At 40.4% G+C, this 17145-nt stretch carries 20 protein-coding genes and 1 riboswitch; of the genes, 10 read left to right on the top strand and 10 right to left on the bottom strand.

The genetic code is table 11. The features are described from left to right. Positions 1–34: 34 nt before the first annotated feature. From rluB to DK207_RS04915, 3 genes are read right to left on the bottom strand one after another with little or no spacing between them, the layout of a single operon-like run. On the bottom strand, positions 35–979 hold the full coding sequence (gene rluB / locus DK207_RS04925; protein ID WP_109440211.1) for a 23S rRNA pseudouridine(2605) synthase RluB: 945 nt from the start codon (positions 977–979) through the stop codon (positions 35–37). Positions 980–1020: 41 nt separating this feature from the next. Next, positions 1021–1620, bottom strand: a complete 600-nt coding sequence (scpB, locus tag DK207_RS04920; protein WP_109440210.1) for an SMC-Scp complex subunit ScpB — start codon at positions 1618–1620, stop codon at positions 1021–1023. Continuing rightward, the gene (locus DK207_RS04915; protein ID WP_109440209.1) at positions 1617–2411 is read right to left on the bottom strand and encodes a segregation and condensation protein A; all 795 of its coding nucleotides are present in this window, start codon (positions 2409–2411) and stop codon (positions 1617–1619) included. The genes scpB and DK207_RS04915 overlap by 4 nt, the downstream gene beginning before the upstream one ends. Positions 2412–2657: 246 nt before the next feature. Here DK207_RS04915 and DK207_RS04910 point away from each other — a divergent pair, with 246 nt between their 5' ends. After that, positions 2658–3374 carry a GNAT family N-acetyltransferase gene (locus DK207_RS04910; RefSeq protein WP_109440208.1) on the top strand — a complete coding sequence of 239 codons (717 nt, stop codon included), beginning with the start codon at positions 2658–2660 and terminating at the stop codon, positions 3372–3374. Between the two features lie 9 nt (positions 3375–3383). Here the strand turns inward: DK207_RS04910 and DK207_RS04905 are convergent, their stop codons facing one another. From DK207_RS04905 to DK207_RS04895, 3 genes are all read right to left on the bottom strand, one after another. Beyond that, positions 3384–3653 (bottom strand): hypothetical protein, encoded by a 270-nt coding sequence (locus DK207_RS04905; RefSeq protein ID WP_109440207.1) that lies wholly within the window; start codon positions 3651–3653, stop codon positions 3384–3386. Positions 3654–3664: 11 nt separating this feature from the next. Next, the gene (locus DK207_RS04900; RefSeq protein ID WP_109440206.1) at positions 3665–4282 is read right to left on the bottom strand and encodes an L-threonylcarbamoyladenylate synthase; all 618 of its coding nucleotides are present in this window, start codon (positions 4280–4282) and stop codon (positions 3665–3667) included. A gap of 88 nt (positions 4283–4370) precedes the next feature. Next, entirely contained in the window at positions 4371–5033 is a 663-nt protein-coding gene (locus DK207_RS04895) for an elongation factor P hydroxylase (RefSeq protein WP_109440205.1), read from the bottom strand. A gap of 96 nt (positions 5034–5129) precedes the next feature. Here DK207_RS04895 and DK207_RS04890 point away from each other — a divergent pair, with 96 nt between their 5' ends. From DK207_RS04890 to lysM, 6 genes are all read left to right on the top strand, one after another. Then, positions 5130–5690 (top strand): YceD family protein, encoded by a 561-nt coding sequence (locus DK207_RS04890; protein ID WP_017396105.1) that lies wholly within the window; start codon positions 5130–5132, stop codon positions 5688–5690. 74 nt (positions 5691–5764) lie between these two features. Continuing rightward, a complete protein-coding gene (rpmF, locus tag DK207_RS04885; protein ID WP_004638135.1) occupies positions 5765–5950 on the top strand; it encodes a 50S ribosomal protein L32 in 186 nt (61 codons plus the stop codon). A 197-nt stretch (positions 5951–6147) separates the two neighbouring features. Continuing rightward, entirely contained in the window at positions 6148–7134 is a 987-nt protein-coding gene (gene fabD, locus DK207_RS04880; RefSeq protein ID WP_109440204.1) for an ACP S-malonyltransferase, read from the top strand. Then, positions 7131–7865 (top strand): 3-oxoacyl-ACP reductase FabG, encoded by a 735-nt coding sequence (gene fabG / locus DK207_RS04875; RefSeq protein ID WP_109440203.1) that lies wholly within the window; start codon positions 7131–7133, stop codon positions 7863–7865. The genes fabD and fabG overlap by 4 nt, the downstream gene beginning before the upstream one ends. A gap of 86 nt (positions 7866–7951) precedes the next feature. Continuing rightward, complete coding sequence (gene acpP / locus DK207_RS04870) at positions 7952–8188, top strand: acyl carrier protein (protein WP_004655272.1); 237 nt, start codon at positions 7952–7954, stop codon at positions 8186–8188. 199 nt (positions 8189–8387) lie between these two features. Then, entirely contained in the window at positions 8388–8861 is a 474-nt protein-coding gene (gene lysM, locus DK207_RS04865; protein WP_109440202.1) for a peptidoglycan-binding protein LysM, read from the top strand. Between the two features lie 74 nt (positions 8862–8935). Here the strand turns inward: lysM and DK207_RS04860 are convergent, their stop codons facing one another. Then, positions 8936–10984 (bottom strand): TonB-dependent siderophore receptor, encoded by a 2049-nt coding sequence (locus DK207_RS04860; protein WP_171293624.1) that lies wholly within the window; start codon positions 10982–10984, stop codon positions 8936–8938. 229 nt (positions 10985–11213) lie between these two features. Next, positions 11214–11981: a hydroxymethylpyrimidine/phosphomethylpyrimidine kinase gene (locus DK207_RS04855; protein WP_005081491.1), complete on the bottom strand. Its 768-nt coding sequence runs from the start codon at positions 11979–11981 to the stop codon at positions 11214–11216. 93 nt (positions 11982–12074) lie between these two features. Between DK207_RS04855 and DK207_RS04850 the strand changes: the two genes are divergently transcribed. Next, positions 12075–12749 carry an HAD-IA family hydrolase gene (locus DK207_RS04850; protein WP_005081494.1) on the top strand — a complete coding sequence of 225 codons (675 nt, stop codon included), beginning with the start codon at positions 12075–12077 and terminating at the stop codon, positions 12747–12749. 43 nt (positions 12750–12792) lie between these two features. Here DK207_RS04850 and ribB read toward each other — a convergent pair whose 3' ends face one another. Continuing rightward, the gene (gene ribB, locus DK207_RS04845; RefSeq protein ID WP_005081497.1) at positions 12793–13452 is read right to left on the bottom strand and encodes a 3,4-dihydroxy-2-butanone-4-phosphate synthase; all 660 of its coding nucleotides are present in this window, start codon (positions 13450–13452) and stop codon (positions 12793–12795) included. A gap of 96 nt (positions 13453–13548) precedes the next feature. After that, positions 13549–13706: riboswitch (FMN riboswitch) on the bottom strand. A gap of 177 nt (positions 13707–13883) precedes the next feature. Here ribB and DK207_RS04840 point away from each other — a divergent pair. Further along, positions 13884–14123 carry a hypothetical protein gene (locus DK207_RS04840; protein ID WP_005091467.1) on the top strand — a complete coding sequence of 80 codons (240 nt, stop codon included), beginning with the start codon at positions 13884–13886 and terminating at the stop codon, positions 14121–14123. 5 nt (positions 14124–14128) lie between these two features. Continuing rightward, positions 14129–15316 carry a hypothetical protein gene (locus DK207_RS04835; RefSeq protein ID WP_171293623.1) on the top strand — a complete coding sequence of 396 codons (1188 nt, stop codon included), beginning with the start codon at positions 14129–14131 and terminating at the stop codon, positions 15314–15316. Here DK207_RS04835 and DK207_RS04830 read toward each other — a convergent pair. Next, a complete protein-coding gene (locus DK207_RS04830; protein WP_109440199.1) occupies positions 15313–17103 on the bottom strand; it encodes a patatin-like phospholipase family protein in 1791 nt (596 codons plus the stop codon). The two genes, DK207_RS04835 and DK207_RS04830, sit on opposite strands and share 4 nt — an antisense overlap. Positions 17104–17145: the final 42 nt, after the last annotated feature.

The raw sequence follows: 17145 nt of genomic DNA, 5'->3' as shown, positions 1-17145 counted from the left end.
CGAACTTGTTAGCTTAGATGATTCTTTAGGATTTTTAAAACTTCTTAAAGCCTTTATTAAAGCCAATCGTTTTACGACCATTGTTACTATGGTTGCCACCATTGTTGTTTGGACGTTGTTCTGGCTGTTCATCCTCACGACGCTGTTGACGTAAATAACCACCACGACGAGCAGCCATAGGTTTGTCTGCCATACGTTCAGTACGACGTTTAGCCATACCAAATAAACCAGTACCTTGGCGTGGTTTTAACTCAACAGATTTTGCTAAGTTGTCGATATCCATTTTGTCGAGTTCCATCCAGCGACCTGTACGTAACTCACGCGGTAAAATCACTGTTCCATAACGAGTACGTAATAAACGACTCACTTTTAAATTCTGTGATTCAAAGATACGACGAACTTCGCGGTTACGACCTTCTTTAACCACAACTTGGTACCAACGGTTAATTCCATCACCACCAATTTCAGAGAAGGATTCAAATTTCGCAGGACCATCCTCAAGCTCAACACCCTTGAGCATGTTATTACGGATTTGAGGTGTCACTTCACCCATAACGCGTACTGCATATTCACGTTCTACTTCGTTTGACGGGTGCATCAAGCGATTTGCAAGCTCACCATCGTTTGTGAAGAGTAATAAGCCTGTACTGTTGATATCGAGGCGGCCCACCATAACCCAGCGGTCATTGGCGATTTGAGGTAAATGATCAAATACAGTTGGACGTTTTTCAGGATCATTACGCGAGCAAATCTCACCTTCTGGTTTATAGTAAATTAAAACACGACGACGAATTTCGTCTTCTACTTGGAATTGTACTTTACGACCATCAATACGAAGTTCATCGCCTGGCTCAATGCGTTCGCCAACTTGGGCAATACGACCATTGATACTGACACGACCAGCAGCAATGACTTCCTCCATATAGCGACGTGAGCCAAGCCCAACTCTCGCTAAAACCTTTTGTAATTTTTCACTCATGACAGCACAACCTTAGACATAATGATCAACAGTTCACCTTCTCAAGACTTCGACGCTTGTGCGTCGAGTGTCATGAAAGCTTCCTTGGCGTTCTGCAGGGGAGGCAGTTGACCTAGCGAAGCTAGACCAAATGCATTTAAAAATTGGGGCGTCGTCACTAACAACGCAGGTCTTCCAGGTAAATTTCTGAAACCAGACTCTTTGATCCAGTTCCAGTCAAACAGTGTTCTTAAAATTTGACTGTTATTCGATACACCACGAATTTGCTCAATATCTGCACGTGTTACAGGTTGATGATACGCAATAACAGCGACGGTTTCGAGTAACGACGGCGATAATTTAGTTGGGCGCTCAGGCCAAACTTGCGCAATAATATTACGATACTTGGCACGGACCTGAAAACGGAAACCTTGAGCGGTCTCGATCAATTCGATAGAACGACCATGTTGTAACATCGCTAATTGTTGCAAAAACTGACGTAACTGTTGCTTATTATATTGGTTTTGAAAGGCTTCTTTTAGACGTGCAAGTGAAACTGGTGAGTCACTGGCGAATAAAATTGCTTCTATTTGCAATAGCACATCATGATGAATGTCTTCAAGCGACATGCCTTCATTGGAATCAAATTGATCTAAACTCATGCAGCAATTCCTTGAATTGTCAGAGGTGCCTCGATCCCTGTATGAATAATCTGAATCTTTTGTTGACGAGTCAATTCAAGTACCGCCATAAATGTTACGACCATTCCCATACGCCCTTGCTGGGGATTAAGGAGAGCGATGAAACTTAAACTTTCGCCAGAAGCCAATTGGCTTTCAATATAAGCAATCCGCTCCTCAAGCAAAACAGGCTCTTGAGCAACAATATGGGTAATGGGCTCAGGGCGATTAAATACACAAAATAACGCATCCCTTAAAGCATCAGCATCATAACCCTCATAGATGGGAGCAATATGACCAATATTTACATTCGTACTAAATGTATCCCGCTCAAAGATGGGCATTTGTCCTAATTTTTCAGCGGCTTGTTTAATGCGTAGGTATGTTTCTAAACGATCGATGAGTTCTTGTTTAGGATCTTTTTCAAAAGGATCGACGGCGGCAGGTTTGGGAAGCAGTAAACGAGACTTTAAATCGGCAAGTAATGCTGCCATCACCATATAATCGGCAGTCAGTTCGATATTCAACGATTTCATACTATCCATATATGATAAATATTGAGTTGCGATCGGAGAAATATCTAACTGTAAAAGATCGAAGCCATTTTTTTGAATGAGGTAAATCAAGAAGTCCAAAGGGCCTTCGAATTGTTCCAATAAAATTTCAAATGCGGCAGGTGGTATATACAAATCTTCAGGTATGGCTTCTTGCCACTCGTCAAGCACACGAATGGAAGGAGTTAACTCCAACGAAGAAGGAAGAATTTGATTCATTACCGTTATAAGCCACGCGAATTTTCAAAAGCATGAAAGGAACATTTTTGTGTTCAAGGGATGACACACGCCACGAAGAGCTTGGCTATTCTAATCGAAATGCTTGATTTAATAAATTACTTGCTTACAAAAACCTTAATCTTCTCAGGGTATTTTGAAGTTTTATATTGAATCATATGCGATGTAGAAAAGTTTTATGGTTAAATGAGTGATTGAAGTCATATTTTTACAGCATAATAAATTACGATGAAAAACTATTTAAAAACGCAACAGAATGATCTTGGTCAAACCACTGGTTTAGACATTGAGAATTTAAAACCAATTCAACCAGTCAAAGAAAGTATCTTTGGGCAAAATGTTCAATTGGTCTCTATTGCTGGGACAATAACAGATTTAGCTGTAGCACAAATTTGGGCGTGTGTAAGTTCTGAACCCAATGTAGCATGTTGGACTTATTTACCTTATTCAGCACCAAAAAGTGAGATGGCATTAAAAGAAGCCTTACAAGATTTATTTGGTTTTTATGGCTCAACCCATTTTCTTATTGAGGTAAATGGAGAAGTTCAAGGCTGGATTGCATTACTTAATCCTCGGCTTGAACATGGTGCGATTGAGATTGGTAATGTCTATTTTTCGCATAAAATGAAAAAATCCAAAGCTTCAACAGAAACGATATTTTTACTGTTACAACACTGTTTTAAACATGGTTTTCGACGAGTTGAGTGGAAATGTGATGATTGTAATAAGCCTTCAAAAGCTGCAGCATTACGTTTTGGTTTCCAATTTGAAGGCTTATTCCGTCAGGATAGGATCGTCAAAGGACGTAATAGAAATACTGCATGGTTTTCAATCATTGATGAAGAATGGTCTGATTTAGAACAAGCTTATCAACAATGGCTAAGCCCAGAAAATTTTGATGTACAAGGTTTTCAGAAACGTCGGTTAACTGATTTTATGAATTAACTTAAGAACTTAAGCATCGTGAATCGCATATTCGATAACGCTTTGACATTGATCACGCATACACGGATTTCGGTGTTCGAGATTTTTCAATATTTCTTTTGCAAGGAAAACCTCTAGAAAGTATTCAAAAATTAAATGATCACTTTTGATTTGGATAAGTCCTATATCTGGCTCTTTTAGAACTTTCGTTTCTGATTCCAAGGTCCAAGGTTCAACAACATAAATGGTTTCATCATCTTGAAAATCATTTATGTTGAGTAAAACTTGAAATAAATCCATTTTATACAACACTATTCAAAAGCACTGACATCACCAACGCCGCGACGAATAATTTCAGGATTTTCACCTGACAAATCGACAATACTGGTCATGGATAAAGTACCGAAACCACTATCGATAAAAACATCAATACGTTTACCGAGCTGATTTTCAATATCATAAGGATCGTCAAGTGGATCCGTTTGATCTGGAAGAATCAAAGTACTGGTCAGTAAAGGCTCACCTAATTCTTTCAACAGAGCCTGAGCAACTGGATTACTTGGAATACGTAGACCAATGGTTTTTTTCTTTGGATGCATTAAACGTTTTGGTACTTCACTGGTCGCGGGCAAAATAAAGGTAGTGACAGCAGGCGTATTATTTTTAAGTAATCGATACATCGCATTATCAACTTTGGCATAAGTTGCAATATCTGATAAATCACAGCACATGATGGCATACTGATGTTTTGGGCCTAAACCACGAATTTGGGCAATTCGTTCCATCGCATTTTTATTACCAATCTGACAACCAATTGCATAGGCTGCATCCGTTGGATAAACCACGACATCACCAGCACGAATCCGATCTACAGCTTGAGTGATTAAGCGAGCCTGAGGATTTTCAGGATGAATGTGTAAATGCAACATTATTATAACTCCCTGATCTTTATGGCTGAATTTAGTATGAAACGTGTGGAGGGGAGGATGCAAGTCTCAGATGTGATAATTTTGTCATTCAATCAAGCTGTTCACGTTTAAATTCATCGCGTTGTAACGCTAAGCCATTACGCGTACATAGACAGATGTAATGAATAAAATGAGCTGCATCATCTGGCAATTTCGCTTCACCAGAAAAGTAACGTTGAATCTGAGAGAATACATTGTCTTTAAAATGTTGTCCGTTACCGCTGTCACCCGTTAAATTGTCTAAAGACACTCGGAACTTTCGACCGAAGGCAGTGGCAAATAACCATTCAATCGCTTGTGGTTTGATTTCAACTTGTTCAAACAACGCTTGTTGCTCTGCACTTCGACCGTCGGGCGCATACCAATAACCCAAATCAGGTAATAGACGACGTTGCGCACCAGATATGCTCCAATGACTAATTTCATGCAGGGCACTATTAAAAAAACCATGCGCAAATTGGATTCTTGCAGGTTGTCCATTTTCCGCGGGGAAATATTCTGGTTCAAAATCACCTTTAACTAGTGTGACATTATGGTGGGAAAACCAGTGATTAAAGTGTAAAATAAGCCAATCGACCTGTTCTGGTTCTGTTGTTAACTTTTGCCAAGATGAACGTTGCACTTGATCTGGTGTTAAAACAGGAGCAGTGGTTGAATGGGTGCTAACAAGTAATGAAGTTGTTACTTCAAGTTGCGGCTGCAACAGGTGCATTGCTTAATTTACCCCGAGTTCTGTCTAAAGAAGTGCAAAATTGTATCTTAATCTTTGACAGAGTACCGATGAATTTGTAGAATTGCCGCCTTAATTATGTCAGCAAATACCTTTCCGGCACAGATTGAGCCGTTTAAATGGGCTGAACAGGGCTTTACATGGTCAGGAACACTGCCATTGTCTCGCTTTGCTCGTATCGCCCGTGAAGCTGTTGGATCAATTAATGATCAATTGATCAACATAGACTGTAAGCTATCAATGGATGCCTATCATCGCATTGTATGGTTGGATGGACATATTGATACAAAAGTTCCAATGGAATGCCAACGTTGTTTGGATACTGTTGAAACTGAACTTGTTTCAGATTTCCATTTGGCTTTAATCGATGATGAGTCACTGATAGAGCGCTTGGATGAGGATGCTGATTTCATCGTTTTAGGTGAAAGTGAATTTTCGAAAAAAGGTGATTTTGATACACCTGCTTCGATTGATTTACTCGCATTGCTAGAAGATGAACTGTTATTGTTGGTGCCTTTATCTCCTAAGCACGATGCTTGTGAGCATAAACATCGACCTACCATTCAGGACGTTGTCGAAGAAAAACGGGATAATCCGTTTGATGTTTTGGCAGGTTTGAAGGGTAAACTTAACTCATAATTTATGTTATAATGTTGAGTTAAGACAACTGAATTTGTTCTGATCCATTTTTTCGATCTTTGTAAGGAGCCATCATGGCCGTTCAGCAAAACCGTAAAAGTCGCTCTCGCCGTGACATGCGCCGTTCACATGACGCTTTAACCGAGAATGCATTATCTGTAGACCAAACTACTGGTGAAACTCACCGTCGTCACCACGTGACTAAAGATGGTATTTACCGTGGTCGTCAATTATTCGCTAAAGCAGCTGATGCTGAATAATTGAATCATATGCATTAAGCGTTAGCTTAAAGTATAGAAAAAATGGGAGCGAAAGCTCCCTTTTTTGTTGTTTTTCGCAATTATAAAAAGATTAAATCAATGTTAAATTGCCGCATCGCTAAAGAGTCTATTGCTATTCTCATGTAGAATTATGGGTGTTGATCAAATTGGCGATAGACTAATTTAAGGATTTTTATATGTCGACTAAACGACTTGAGCAGGCAGCTCAAGCAACTAAAACCGCATTTGTTTTTCCAGGTCAAGGTTCACAAAAAGTAGGTATGCTTGCTGAACTTGCAGAGCAATTCAGTGTTGTTCAAGAGACTTTTGCTGAGGCATCTGACGCACTCGGTTTTGATCTTTGGCACATTGCTCAAAGTGGTGAAGGCTTAGATCAAACTGAAAATACTCAACCTGTGTTATTGACTGCCAGTATTGCCTTATGGCGTGTATGGTTAGAGTTAGGTGGTATTACACCGAAATACTTGGCAGGACACTCTTTAGGGGAATATAGCGCGTTGGTTGCTGCGGAAGCGATGACATTGGCCGATGCGGTAAAACTGGTTCATCTACGGGGCAAATTAATGCAGAGTGCCGTTCCTCAGGGTGAGGGCGCAATGGCTGCAATTCTCGGTTTGGCGGACGACAAAGTTGTTGAACTTTGCCAACAAGCCTCTGCGACGGGTCAAGGTTCAGTAGAAGCCGCAAATTATAATGCGCAAGGTCAAGTTGTGATTGCAGGTAGTGCTGCATTGGTTCAACAAGTGATGGCTGAAGCGAAAGAACAATCTGGTAAAGCGATTGCGCTACCAGTATCTGTACCATCGCATTGTTCATTAATGAAGCCAGCCGCAGAAAAGTTTGCTGCAGCTTTGGAACAAACTGCCATTGAGCTACCACGCCTTCCTGTAATACAAAATGTCAACGCGGAAATCGCAACAGATGTGGCTCAATTACGTCAGGCTTTAACGGCTCAATTGTACGAATCAGTACAATGGACGAAAACGATGCAACATCTACAAGATCAAGGTATTCAGTATGTGGTCGAATGTGGTCCTGGTACTGTACTAAGTAATCTTGCAAAGCGATTACCGAACATAGAGAAAGCATTTGCCATTGATAGCAAAGCACGTATGGAAGATGCCCTAAACGCAGTGTTAGTGGCAGAAGGAAAAATTGCATGACACAACAACGAAAAGTTGCGTTAGTGACAGGAGCAAGCCGAGGTATTGGCGCTGCTATTGCACAGCAACTCATTCAAGACGGTTTTTTTGTGGTTGGAACCGCGACCTCTGAATCAGGCGCGGAAAAACTGACAGAAAGCTTTGCTGAGCATGGCACAGGTGCTGTACTTGATGTCCGTAACGGCGAAGCAATTGATGCACTTGTTTCAGACATTGAACAGAAATATGGTTCAGTTCTTGTGTTGGTAAACAATGCGGGCATTACCAAAGATAACTTGTTATTGCGTATGTCTGAAGACGATTGGGATGATATTCTGAATATCCATCTGAAAGCCGTTTACCGCTTATCCAAGCGCGTATTGAAAGGCATGACCAAAGCACGCTTTGGGCGCATTATTAACATCAGTTCTGTTGTAGCGCATTTTGCCAATCCGGGCCAAGCAAACTACTCAGCAGCAAAAGCAGGGATTGAAGCATTCAGTCGTAGCTTAGCGAAAGAGATGGGCAGCCGTCAGATTACAGTGAACAGTGTTGCGCCAGGCTTCATTGCGACTGAAATGACGGATCAGTTAAGCGAAGAGATTCGTAAAAAAATGACTGATCAAGTCGCTTTAAATCGTTTAGGTGAGCCTCAAGATATTGCAAATGCAGTTAGTTTCCTTGCCAGCGATAAGGCGAGTTACATTACTGGTACAGTTTTACACGTAAATGGTGGTTTATACATGGCCTAACTGGCGATGTATAAACTTTTAAAAATTTTAATATTCAATTAAACTAGTGGCAAATTAAAACGCCACAAGCAATGAGGAGAATTCCTGTGAGCGATATCGAACAACGCATCAAACAAGCAGTAGCTGAACAATTAGGTATGCGTGCTGAAGAGATTAAGAACGAAGCATCTTTCATGGATGATTTGGGTGCTGACTCTTTAGATTTGGTTGAACTTGTAATGTCTTTTGAAAATGATTTCGACATCACGATTCCTGATGAAGATTCAAATGAAATCACTACGGTTCAATCAGCAATTGATTATGTAACCAAGAAACTTGGTTAATCATATTGCATGATTGAAAAGCCACCGCAAGGTGGCTTTTTCATTTTTGAATCAAAAATTAAAATTGTTGCTGCAGATCATTGTACATTTATTTACAAGACCGCTTTAAATTGAAACCTGTAGCATTTATTTTTTAGGTATAACTAGAAATTGGGTCGATTGAGGCCAATCTTCATAAATAATTACAGAGGAAATAAAAATGGGTCTATTTGATTTTGTAAAAGGTATTGGTAAGAAAAATACAGCACCAGCAGAACCACAAGCTGCACCAGCAACACCAGCTGAACCATCAGCTCAAGAGATTGCAAATAAATTATTAGGTTTGATTAAGAGTTTGGGTTTAGGGGTAGAAGGCCTATCTGTGACATATAACGGTACATCTGACACTGCTGTGATCAAAGGGCAGGTAAAGAGTCAGGCTGATAAAGAAAAGATTATTCTTGCGGTAGGCAATATCGATCATGTAGCGCAGGTTGATGATCAAATGACAGTTGAAACCGCTGAGCCAGAGAGCAAATTCTATACAGTGAAATCAGGAGACAATCTGTCAAAGATTTCTAAAGAGTATTACGGTGATCCAAACCAATACAATAAAATTTTTGAAGCAAATCGACCTTTATTGAAAAATGCAGATGATATTTTCCCAGGTCAAGTATTACGTATCCCACAATAATCTGTGAATGTGAAAAAGGCGCTGAATGCGCCTTTTGTTTATTCTGATTCTAGAAATATTTGCTGAAATGCGATTTAAAATGAATAGGTGACGCCAAGTTTGGCAGTACGAGGCTGGCCAGGATAAACATAACGGTTGAATGCGCTATCATCATATCTCTTATTAAAGATGTTTTTGATATCGAAACTTAAACGTATATCAGATGAGAGATTGTAATAAGAAATAAAGTCTGTAGTGGCATAGGCACCCATAGTATAGGTGTTACTTGCTGTTTGTCCTTTTCGATTTCCTATATAGCGCTGATTTAGTCCTATTGCTAAACCTTCCAGCGGTTCTGAGTGGAACTCATACATTGTCAAGAAATTGAATGAATCTTTAGGAATATTCGCGAGGCGGGTTCCTTTCGCTAAGCTATTGTCCTTGCTCACTGCCGCATCTGTATAGGCATAATTACCAATGATTTTCCATTCAGGGGTAAGGTTACCAACGAGACTGAGCTCAAAACCTTTGCTGGTGACCTCACCTGCAGCAACGCTTTTAGTGCTATCGAGTGGATCTAAGGTGAGAACATTGTCTTTTTTTACATAATATAGAGCATTTTCAAAGGAAAGCTTGTCATCAAACAATGCGAGTTTAGATCCGATTTCATATGAAATACCTTCTTCTGGATCAAAGCCTTGATTGTTTCGATCGGCACCAGAGTTGGGTTTAAATGATTTGCTAATATTACTATAGACAGTAAGTTGTTCATTTAAATCATATGTTAAGCCAACACGAGGAATTAGCGTATTGTGTTTGGTTGACCATGAAGTGTTATTCATAAAATTCGTATAATCATGTTGGTATTGTTCAAAACGTAGGCCAATCACGGTATTAAGTCGGTCTGTAAAACGAATTTGATCTTGGATATAGAACGCTTTGCTGGTGAGCTGCTCATGATCATGTGTCGTGACGTTCTCTAATGCGGGTAATGGTTGTGTACGGTAGGGATGATGGATATTTAAGTCAAATGGGGCAGTAGAACGGATGATGTACGAGCGATAATCATAATCTTCAAACTCTAGTCCAGTGATTAACGTATGTTTTAGATTAAATAAATCAAACTCGCCAACTAAACTTGCTTGGATATTTTTATCATTCCAGTCCAAATTTCGCCAATTATAATTTCGAGTAATGATCTCACCATGACTATCAGCTTTTATCCCATTCGCTTCAACGGCATAGCCATGTAAATTTCCATCTAAATATTGAGTGCCTACATTCAACGTCCATGTGTCATTGAGATGATGTTCGACCCGTAGTTGGAACATATCATTATCGTTATATAAACGGTTTCGATTTTTCCCTGATTCCCACCAATAGTCTTTTGGATTAAAGGATTGTTTTTGTTGACCATCATAGCGGGTAAAGCCTCGATCAAGTGCATGTTGATTTCTTAAAAAGTCCGCCTCTAAGATAACTTTTGTTTGATCTGATGGTGTCCATTGAATTACGGGTGCGATGTTCCATCGTTTTGAGTCCACATGCTCGCGATAAGTATCCCCATTTTCACCCATTAAGTTCAAACGGTAAGTGATACGATCGTCTCCCGTGAAAGAACCAGTGGTATCGATGTTACTGCGATAAAGTCCTTCGTTATCAATACTGACCCCAAATGTTGTTTTCCGATCGGGTTGAGGTGTCTTACTAACGACATTAAATGTCCCTCCTGGATCACCACGGCCATATAAACTCGATGATGCACCTCTTAAAACTTCTACACGCTCGATAGTTGAGCTATCAGGTGCATTAGGATAACCGCGATTGATCGGGAAGCCATTTCGATAATATTCACCACTGGTAAAACCACGAGAGGTGAAGGTGGTGAGACCTTGTCCACCAAAGTTATTTGCTCGTCCCAGTCCTGCTACATCGAGTGCTTCAGATAAGCGAGTTGCTTGAATATCTTCAAGTATCGCTTTATTAATTACAGTAACGGCTTGAGGAGTGTCCTTCAGTAAGGTGTGAGTACGCATTGCCGCACTTGCAGAGGTCACTTTATATTCATGCTCTGCATTCTCAGAGGATGCCTGAAAAGTAAGGGTGGGTAGGGTACTGATTTGGTCGTTCCCAAATACAGTCATAGCACAACTCAGGGGTAACAAACTAGGTAAGATGCGGCGCTTCAGCATGAGGATTATGATGAAAATTAAAATGATAATTATTATATTTTATTCGTGTGTTTGAATTGATGAATATTTTGCATAAGTGCTCATCAATGAATGACATATTTTCATATAAAATTTAAATTGATTCAAAGCCTTCGGTGAAACTAAGATCAAAAAGTATTTAATGAGCTTTAAGCAAAGCGGTTTAAAACCGCTTTGGAATTTTTTGCCCATGGGGTACTGGTGTTTCAGCGTGTTTTAATACGCCGAATAGCCATGTTTCTGCATGTTGTACGGCGATTTTTAGTGAATCACCGAGGGCTAAGCGCCCTGCAATAAAACTTGCCAAAGAGCAACCCGAGCCATGATATTCACCATCTAGGCGAGGGCATTGACTTTCAGCAATCATTTTCCCATCAGCATAGAGTACATTACGGATATGATCAGGGGTATCTTCATGCCCACCTTTAACAAGGACTGCTTTTGCACCCATTTCAAATAATGTTTGTGTGGCTTGCTCGATGTCATCAACTCCTGTCAATGCTCTGAGTTCAACTGTATTGGGGGTAATGACTGTTGCTAGGGGAATTAACTCAACAAATGCTTTTACCAAAGTCGCTTGATCGCCCAGTGAACCACCGCTATTGGCAACGAGAACAGGATCTAGTACATATAAATACTCTGGGTGTGCACGTAAAAACTCAGCTAATGCAGCAATATTATCGGTTGTGCCTAACATACCTGATTTTACGCACTTAATCGGTAAATCACCGACCACAGCATCTGCTTGAGCCAATAATAGTTCTTTTGAGGTTGCTTCAAAACCAAATACTTGCTGTGAGTTTTGAATGGTTAAAGCAGTACAAGCAATTGCAGCATGTGCACCACTTTGTCCAATCGCTTCAATATCTGCCTGTAGACCTGCACCGCCTGATGGATCTAAACCTGAAAAACAAAGTACGGTCGGACGCACTGCAATTTCCTTTTATGTTTTCATTTACGTTAGTATAGGGAAGTTTCGAGAAACTCTCGACTATGTTGTGTAAGGCTTTAAGAGATTGAACGAATGACGATCAAAAATATACTGATTGATTTAGATGGGACATTAACCGATCCTAAAACAGGAATTCATGGTTCGATTCGTTATGCGTTAGAAAAGCTCAATCAACCTTTGGCGGATGAAGTTGATTTAGATTGGACGATTGGTCCACCTCTGAAAGCCTCATTAGCAAAATTATTAGATACTCAAGATGATGATTTGGCCGAACAAGCTTTAGCTGCTTACCGCGAGCGTTTTTCAGTGACAGGCTTATTTGAAAATGAAGTCTATCCAACAGTGGAAGGGACTTTACGGCAGCTACAAACACAGGAGTATCAATTATTTCTTGCAACAGCGAAGCCCACAGTTTATGCAAAGCAAATTTTGGCTCATTTCCAGTTAGATCAGTATTTTACTGAAATGTATGGTAGTGAGTTAACAGGGGAACGTACCAATAAAGCAGATTTAATTGCTTATATTCTTGAGCAAGAGCAGTTGAATGCTCAGCACTGCATTATGGTGGGAGATCGTCAATATGATGTCATTGGTGCACGCGCAAACGGGATCGAAACTATTGCTGTGAATTATGGTTATGGAACAACGCAAGAGTTAGCTCAGGTACAACCTGTTGCATATATTTCTGAATTTGGCCAATTGATTGAGGTGGTTGATCAATTAAATATTGAGCGAAAGGTTTCATAACTATATTGATCAAAAAGCCTCGAATGATCGAGGCTTTTATTAATTAAACATTATGTTTTAAGCGGTATTGGACTAATTCTTCAATACTGATCACCGTCAGACCATGGGTTTGTGCATAAGCAAGAACTTGAATACCAGAGGCCATTGAGCCGTCTGGATTGGTTAATTCGCACAACACACCTGAAGGTTTTAAGCCTGCTAAACGGGCGAGGTCAATCGTTCCCTCAGTATGACCTCGACGAGTGAGTACACCACCATCACGTGCGCGTAATGGAAATACATGTCCTGGGCGACTGAGGTCACTTGCTACAGCACCGTCTTGAGTCGCGGCGAAAACAGTCGTCACGCGATCTTTGGCCGAGACACCTGTGGTTACACCTTGAGCGGCTTCAATTGTTACCGTAAATGCAGTTTTGAATTGACTTGAGTTATCCACGACCATAGGCGGAAGAGCTAAATGATCAGCCAATGCTTCTGTTAGGCATAAACAGACAATACCTGAACCATCACGAATCATTTGCGCCATAACTTCGACTGTTAAAGTTTCAGCAGCAATAATTAAATCGGCCTCATTTTCACGGTCAAAATCATCCATCACCAACACGGGTTTGCCTTGGCGAATGTCTTCTAAAGCTTGTTGAATACGTTGTTCAGCTGGGGAAAGGGCTGAAAAGAAAAGTTCGGGTTGAATTAAACTCGACATAATGAAACGCTCTCGTAAATAAGCTACGGTTGAACATTTCAGGACTGATGTAAAAATAAGCGCATACCAAAACAAACCAAAAGATTGTTTCGGTGGTTTCGTCTTCTTTCATCCGGACTATACCGTCGGCTTTGGCATCTCACCAAATCTGCAAGTATATAAACATATATACCAGCTCGTGGGCTGGTTAGGTCATTCATGTTTAATGCCCAACTTACCACCGGTGGGGAATTTCACCCCGCCCTGAAGCGATGTAATTTGATTATAGCTAAAGTTGCTCTGAAAAAGAGAACTTTTTATAGAATGAATCGTTCTATAAAAATGAAAAAATATGATGATGGGCTCAATGTTTTTATTTTTTGCAAAGTTACCAATATTTTTTAATTCAGCTTACACTGAATAGATAAAACAACAATAACACGGAAGAATGGATGATGAGCAAAGAACCAACAAAAGAACAAACAGTAGCCTTAGAGCAGCTTGCACAGCAACTTAGGCGTCCTGTGATGAGCTTTCAAGATTTTTCACAATTATCTGAGCAGCATCTTGCTTGGCTCAATCAGCAATTACAGCAAACCATTGAAGATGAAAATCGAAAAATCAATCAGCACTTGTTTCAAATGCCTTTTTTTCTTCGAGCCTTGTTTCGATCCAGAAATGACAATCGGTGATGTATATGACTCGATTAGCTGTACATGCAGAAATTATAAAGCTTGCTCATATCATGAAAGTATCAGAGCAACAATTGGATTTTTTACAGTCACTTGCACCAGAGAGTTTAAGACAATTTCGTTTTGCAATTATTGAGTTGCTGCAAGATCAACAAAAAACACGTTTTCGTTATTTGGCATCGTGGGTGAGTTGGTTACCCAATCGATTTAGTGTTTTCTTGGTAAAAAGATTTTTAGATCCTCTGATTGTGGCACAAATCGCAGTACATTTATCGACGGAAAATTTATATCAGATTGCGAAGCATCTACCTGCAGATACGCTTGCTGCTATTTCAGTGTATTTAGATCCGAGATTGGCGAGAGAGTTGTTGGTCTATTTTACGACACATCAAATTAAGGACATTGCCAATATTCTGTTGCAACAGCGTGATTTTGTCACCATGGGGCGTTTTGTTGGGATGTTATCAGATGATGTTGTTCAAGATGTTGCTCAGATGATTGAGCAAGAAAGTGATCTGCTTGAGATTGCATTTTATATTGAATCTAGAGAGCGCATAGATCATCTTGTTCATGTATTACCCAAAGTACGAATTGAGAAAGCACTTTTGATTATTTGTGATCCTGCACAACGGTTGGTTTGGCCCAAGTTATTGGCGTTGATGAGTCATATTGGTTATGAGTTAAAACGTGATTTGGGGGATCTCGCGGTACAACAAGGGGAAAAGGTTATTAATGCAATCATTCAGGCGGCGCAAGAAGATCAATTATGGGAAGATATGTTACCTGTGGTGGCATGTTTATCTGATCAAGCACAACGTTATGTTGCCAATCTACCTGCATTAAGACAAATTGAAATTATTCAAAGTATTGTGGCTGCGGCAGATCATTGTGATTTATGGCCAGATATGTTGGTTGTTGTAAATTATATGCAAGATGCTGCAAGAGAAGCAGTAGCGAAGGCAATCGCACAGATTGATGAGGAGGTTCTTCAACATATTGCATATGCCTCTTTGGTTCGCTCCCAGTGGGATGTGACCTTTGATGTTATACGGCGAATGCCGATTGTAAAACAGCATCAGTGCCAAAAGATTTTAGATACCTATATGCAGGAGTTGGATCTAGAAACTTATCAATATTTAGATCAGTTGATGGATCACTATCAGATACAAGCACCTAGAGTAAATAACATTTAAGCATGGGGAAGTGTGTCTCGAATCGGGAGCAGCGTTTCTATCGCATGTTGGTATCCTCGTTCCACCAGTTCATCGAGTTTATTCCAATCAAACATCCCTATGCCCTCGATGGGCATACGAATATGTAAATGAGCACGTTCAATCGCAGCTGTTTGAATCATGGTATCGCTTGCAAGGGTTGCGGTACGCATCAAAATCTCAGCGAGTTTAGGCGCGGGTAGAAGCTTATCTTTGATGATCTTATTCCAGTTCAGTAAGGCACTTTGATCAGGTTCTTCTAAACCAATTCCTGGAACTCGAATATCATCAATTAAACTGACATTACTTGCGATAATTGTTCCTCTTTCGAGGTTTTGCATTACATCGGTTGGTAGATTGTTGATCACACCACCATCGCATAGTAAATTTTCATGCCATGCGACAGGGGGAGCGACACCTGGAACGCTCATACTTGTGCCCACCCACGTTGCAAGTTCTCCTTGATCATGGATGACGGCTTGCCCTGTAGACAAATTGGTTGAAATACAATAATAACTTTGTCTGAGTTCTTCGATACGACGTTGCCCAAAAATAGCCTGTAACCGACTATGGAACCTTTGACCGCGTATTAACGACACTCTTGGCATGGTGTAATCATTGAGATAATTGCGTGCGACAAAGGTTTCATAAGCAATATGGGTCATTTCAACACTATCAAAACCGCACGCCACTAAGGCTGCTACAAAGGCGCCCATACTCGTTCCACCGACGATATCAATGGGGATATGCAGTTGTTCCAATGCGCGTATGAGACCAATATGAGCAAAGCCACGAGCTCCACCTCCACCTAGAACCAGACCGAGTCCTTGGCTTGAAATCTGTCGAGCTACAGCACTGATATCCGCTCGTGCCCAAGGGTGGATAAAATAATGAGCACGGGCACGATAAAGCCGTTTCCATTCCAATGTATGGGGAGAAGGATCGCCCTCAGAACGCAATAAAACCAATTCAATTGGGCTTTGCCACTCATATTGATTTAATACATCTACTAAGGGGCTGTGTATGGGAACTAAATTCGCTTCAGCTAGAATTAAAATACGATCTGCTTGATGTAAACAACGTTTTGCCCACTCATCAGAATGACTGTGGGCGGCATATAACACATAGCAATGCTTTTCTTCCAAACTGGCTAACCATAAACGTAATTTTAAATCATCAGCGCTGTAATCTAATGGGGTTTGGCTAAAGCCACTGCCAAATAATGCATCTACATGTGCTGCTGTAATAAGACGAACATGGGGCCAACGTTGCAGATGCTCAGTTAATTTTTCAGCAAGATGAATTGCTGGGATCTGTGATGCAACGGGAACGATTGATAACGTACGGTTATGACTCATCGCATGAGTATGTTGTAACTCTGGCTGAGAACGGGCAATGATTAATCGGGACAGTGCTAATAGTACAGTTGGATGGTTATAGATAAAATCGGTAAATTGCTGCTGAGGTATTGCCAGCAAAGCTGTATTCCTTACCGCGTGTACTGTACCGTGATGGGGATGTCTGGAAATGACACCCATTTCTCCAATGATTTCGTGGTGGCCTAAGTAAGTTAACAATCCTGTTGTGGAAGTGAGTTTGAGGCGACCATAAACAATAATATATACATAATCTGCTGGATCATGTGCTTGATAAAGTAACTGTCCTGTATGTAAATATTGAATAGTACAATGGCTTGCTATGCGGTGCAGTGCCGCATCATCCAGTTCTGCAAGTATAGAGACTTTGCGGATTGTTTTAATAATATCCATATCGTTTAAATTATCGTTATTTTCTATTTATTTAATAAATAG

This window comes from Acinetobacter haemolyticus (genome assembly GCF_900406815.1).
In the GTDB taxonomy this organism is placed as follows: Bacteria; Pseudomonadota; Gammaproteobacteria; order Pseudomonadales; family Moraxellaceae; genus Acinetobacter; species Acinetobacter haemolyticus_A.
The sequence above is the reverse complement of the archived record's forward strand: the minus strand, read 5'-3'. Positions and strand labels throughout refer to the sequence as shown.